At 36.1% G+C, this 4,750-nt stretch carries 6 protein-coding genes; all 6 read left to right on the top strand.

What is annotated here, in order from left to right; genetic code table 11:
• Nucleotides 1–204 precede the first annotated feature (204 nt).
• Nucleotides 205–660 carry a hypothetical protein gene (locus tag LEP1GSC060_RS15355; RefSeq protein ID WP_196221659.1) on the top strand — a complete coding sequence of 152 codons (456 nt, stop codon included), beginning with the start codon at nt 205–207 and terminating at the stop codon, nt 658–660.
• A gap of 31 nt (nt 661–691) precedes the next feature.
• Nucleotides 692–1,216, top strand: a complete 525-nt coding sequence (locus tag LEP1GSC060_RS15350) for a hypothetical protein (RefSeq protein WP_036096738.1) — start codon at nt 692–694, stop codon at nt 1,214–1,216.
• A gap of 220 nt (nt 1,217–1,436) precedes the next feature.
• Complete coding sequence (locus tag LEP1GSC060_RS15345) at nt 1,437–2,384, top strand: DUF2971 domain-containing protein (RefSeq protein ID WP_036096736.1); 948 nt, start codon at nt 1,437–1,439, stop codon at nt 2,382–2,384.
• Between the two features lie 241 nt (nt 2,385–2,625).
• Entirely contained in the window at nt 2,626–2,913 is a 288-nt protein-coding gene (locus LEP1GSC060_RS15340; protein ID WP_230458304.1) for a type II toxin-antitoxin system RelE/ParE family toxin, read from the top strand.
• 11 nt (nt 2,914–2,924) lie between these two features.
• Nucleotides 2,925–3,212 carry a HigA family addiction module antitoxin gene (locus LEP1GSC060_RS15335; RefSeq protein WP_017808225.1) on the top strand — a complete coding sequence of 96 codons (288 nt, stop codon included), beginning with the start codon at nt 2,925–2,927 and terminating at the stop codon, nt 3,210–3,212.
• Nucleotides 3,213–3,443: 231 nt separating this feature from the next.
• Complete coding sequence (locus tag LEP1GSC060_RS15330) at nt 3,444–4,532, top strand: hypothetical protein (protein WP_003007215.1); 1,089 nt, start codon at nt 3,444–3,446, stop codon at nt 4,530–4,532.
• Nucleotides 4,533–4,750: the final 218 nt, after the last annotated feature.

The following is a 4,750-nucleotide window of genomic DNA, read 5'->3' as shown; positions in this document are numbered from 1 at the left end:
CGCGGTTCCCGCTCGGACTCACTACGGCTTCGCACATTTGCTTTGTCGCTCGGCTTGTGATCGTTCGCTAAGGCTCACTCAAGCCTCGCGCCAATCCCTTCGCGCACAAGCGCTCCAGGAACGCAAACGTCGAGAAGCCTCTTTCGTTAGGCGAAAATGGCTCTAAAATTAGCCTTTAAATTTAAAGTATTATTGGAAAAAAATATGTCTGACATAGAAAAGTTAACGGCATTTAATGAAATCAGATCTTACTTATCTCAAGAAGATCAAGATGAGCTTTTGAGAAAACTTAATATTGATCAAACCAATATTAAAGGTCGATTAAGAGGTCTATCAAATGAGGATGAGTTTGTAATGATTCTTGACTACTTAAAATGTGCAAAGCATATCGTCTCGATTAACGAATCATCATCTTTTCTTACAGAATCTTATCAGAGTGACCTGTTGGTTCAGCTAAAAACTGATGAAAAATTATTTATCGAAATTAAGTCTAAAGAAGATTCGAATTTCAAAATAAGTGGGGGCAATTTAGATAAACGCATTAATTTCTCAGGAGACTTTGGATTTCCTCTTTATTTTGCAATTAAATTAAGGAAGAATTGGGTCCTTGTAACATCAGATTATCTAAAAAAAAACGCAGGTAAAAAAAAACGCAGGTAAAATAAATTTAGAACAAGATTTTGAAAATTCGTTGTTCGCTCAAAAATTCGAAAGTAAGTCTTTTATATTCCCTAAAGGTATAAGAGTCGTTAGTCTTTATAGTAAGAAACTCGATGGGGTGGGTATAAAATATCCCCCGTATGGAAATCTAATTTCTTATGAATTCTTTTTTAGGGATAAATTAATTTTTAAATTTAATACTTCTGATTTAAAATATTTAGGCTATAGCATGAATTTAGAAATACTTCACGATGCAATGGCAAATACAAATATGGAAATCAAGGTAATATCGAAAGATGATACTGAAATTATTGAGAATTTAGATTCTGACTTTTTATTTAATGATTACGATGCTTTTTTATCTTCGATTGATCATACAACAGATCAATTTGAAATTCGGTTTGACGGCACTTCATTTTTTAAAAATATTTTAGAAGAACGTAAAAAGGGTCGCATTATAGTTAAGGAAAACTTACTTCATGTAATTCAAGATCTCGTATCGAAAGGTCTTCCAATTATGGAAACAACTATTATTCCAGCTATTGAATTCAATTAAGCCATCTTCGCCTAACTTCGACTTCTCGCGGCGCTTCGGGATTGCTATCGCAACCCTCGCTTGGCCTCCGGCACATTGCTTTGTCACTTCGGTTCGCGAGCCGCGTCTAAGGACGCTCGAACCTCGTGCCAACCGCGTCGCGCACAAGCGCTTGCGGACGCAACGTCGAGAAGTCTCTTTCGTTAGGCGAAATGTTTTATGAATTAAGCGTGAGAGCAGAATGATTGTTAAAATTGAAAAGGCAATTAGTAAGTTATTTGAGAAAATTTATGGAGCTGAAATGATAGAATTTGAACACCCTATTATTTTCAAATATGTTTCAGGAGAAGATCATCACATTGAATCGATCAAAGATAATTATTTTTATCTTTCTCGTCTTTGGCAGGTAAACGATCCTGAAGATTGTACAATTAATCCTACAATTGACTTAGCAAATACTACTTACCAAGAAATTGAGAATTTCCTGCTAAGGAATTCACCTTCTGGAGATCATTCTTCATTAAAGCAATATGCTCTGAAACTCTTTAATGATAAGGGAGCGCAAAGAGAATATATTAAAGAACTTGAAAAAATTAATATTGCCCTTGATGAAGAATATAAAAAATCATTTAAGATTCTTTGTTTAACGGATAATTATCGATCTAAGCATATGTGGAAAAATTATGCGAAGAAAAAGAAGAAATTAGATGGGTTTTGCTTAGGCTATAAATGTGAAAGTAAAAGTTCAGTAAGTTTTGTTCGTGAACACAAGAAATATAAAATCAGAATTAAATTGGGATCAATCGAAGTTAAAGGAAATCCGCAGGATTCACTTTTAGCCTATGAAGTTTTCTACGGGGACGAGGATTTAATAGCTTACAATCCATTCAAAAACAATGTGAATATACTTCTTAGTTCATACCTCTATAAAAAAGAAAAATGGTCATCAGAAAAAGAATTTAGAACACTAATTACAGATGACCAAACAATAAAACCAGATTTACAAAAAATTAGATATATTGAGGAGGATCTAAAATATATCATATTTGGCGAAAATCATTCTATAAAGGATCGGAATGCTGTATTAAAAGCAATTCATGAGAACGGGCGTTATGGAAATATAAAATTTTACGAAGCGTCCTTAATCTTTTGCAAATTAAGATTTAAAGAAATAAAACACTTCGCATAACTAAAACTTCTCGCTCCGTTCGCGACTCACAGTTCCCGCTCGCGCTCACTCCGGCCTCCGGCACATTGCTTTGTCACTTCGGTTCGCGAGACGCGACTAAGGTCGCTCGAACCTCGTGCCAACCGCGTCGCGCACAAGCGCTTGCGGCCGCAACGTCGAGAAGTCTCTTTCGTTAGGCGACAGTTTGGCAAATCTAATTTTAATAGTTAAATTGCTTGACATTGTAACCTTATAGGTTACGATGTGTGTATTGATAGTTTCATTTAAACACAAAGGATTAGAACAGTATTTTGAAACTGGAAGTAAACGAGGAATTCAACCGGATCACGCAGGGAAGTTAGGTCGAATTTTAGATAGATTGGATGCTTCACTAAATCCAAAGGATATGGACTTGCCTTCATTCAAATTGCATCAGCTTAAGGGTAAGGAACAAGAGCGATGGTCAGTTTGGGTAAATGGGAATTGGCGTGTTACGTTCGAATTTGAAGGTGAGAACGCCATATTAGTCGATTACGAAGATTATCATTAGAAGTAATAATTATGAATAAAAGAAAACCTACACACCCAGGGGAAGTATTATTAGAAGATGTAATCAAACCATTAGGTTTGACTATAACAGAAGCGGCTAAGGATTTAGGGATATCACGTAAAACTCTTTCAGAGATAGTTAATGCCAAAAGTTCAATTACTCCTGAAACGGCAATTAGGATTGCATTAGCGACTAATACTTCTCCTGAAAGTTGGCTTAACATGCAGATTAAATTAGATTTATGGAATGCATTACAAGATAAACCTAAAAATGTGATTAAATTTCCAATCTCTGCTTAGGATCTATTTCTAATATAGCCAAACCGATCGCCTAACTTCGACTTCTCGCTGCGTTCGTCACTCACGGTTCCCGCTCGCGCTCACTCCGGCCTCCGGCACATTGCTTTGTCACTTCGGTTCGCGAGACGCGACTAAGGTCGCTCGAACCTCGTGCCAACCGCGTCGCGCACAAGCGCTTGCGGCCGCAACGTCGAGAAGTCTCTTTCGTTAGGCGCAAGCTTTTAGAATTTTATGATAAATAAGATAAAAAAACATTCTCTTAAGATAATGATATATTTTGTTATATCGATCTTTTTCTTTTACGTTACAATTTATCCTAATGATTATGCGAAACTTCCCAAAACTGTTCAGATATTGGTTTTTGCGGTCTTTTTTGTTGGGAATGTATTCGCGGGCACATTTATTGATGAATTTAGGTACGGACAAATATTTCAAATTCTTAAAAAGGAAAAGAAGACTCTTGAAGGCATTTTAAGAACGAAAACCACTAATGTTGAAGAGCTTCAAAGGTTAATTGCGAGATTTATTAATTATTCAGTTATCTATAAAAGCAATATAATCGATAAACTGAATATAGATGAAGAATTTCTTTGTATTATAAAATCAAGTGAAGGTTTTGGGAAAATATGGAATAAGCTTGATGAGAAATCTATGCTCCCTTTTACTAAAGTCCTCTCAGAATGGCCAGGGTCCGTAAAGCCGTTCGAGAATGATGGCTTTTTTATCATTCCCATAAAAAATGCTATTGGAATAAAGAAGAAACAGATACGAAGCTGGGTCACTGAAAAAGTAATTCCTAAAGTAAAAAAAGAAAGAGAAAAGTTTATTAAAAATTTACCAAAAGAACTAAGAAATGAAGTAGATAATTTTTCCTATAAGTATATTGCTTTCATACTTAGAAAAAATTCGATAGATTACGATCATGAAAATCGAAAATTTAATGACCCTTTTCTTCAATTTATTATCCAAAATCAAGGAAAGAGAACGCTTTCAAGTATTACTGAAAATTTAAAAGGGATAATCACAGTGAAGGACGTTTTTACAGCTGTGGAATGGGATGCATTTATAGAAGACTTGAATGATGAACAATCTGACCTAATACACAAGAATCGAAAAAAGCTATCAGATTTATTGGCGAAGAAAGGAATAAAAGGTATTAAAGCTCTATCAGCAGTCTCTGAAGATGATTTAAAAAAAGTTGTAGCGAAGGCATTAGGGAGCGAGACGACACCGATTAAAAGTAAAAACATTGCAAATAAAATTATACTAGGATCTAAAAACGTTGTTCGCATTCTAAATACTGCTGGTGTCGAATTATAGTATTTAATAAAAGCCTTCGCATAACTTCGACTTCTCGCTTCGTTCGTCACTCACGGTTCCCGCTCGGACTCACTTCGGGCTTCGCCACATTGCTTTGTCACTTCGGTTCGCGAGACGCGACTAAGGTCGCTCGAACCTCGTGCCAACCGCGTCGCGCACAGGCGCTTGCGGACGCAACGTCGAGAAGCCTCTTTCGTTAGGCGAAATAATAGCAAAAT

Origin of the sequence: Leptospira weilii serovar Ranarum str. ICFT, from assembly GCF_000332415.1 — a bacterium.
Lineage (GTDB): Bacteria > Spirochaetota > Leptospiria > Leptospirales > Leptospiraceae > Leptospira > Leptospira weilii_A.
Note: the sequence above shows the minus strand (reverse complement) of the source record. Positions and strands in the feature narration are given on the sequence as shown.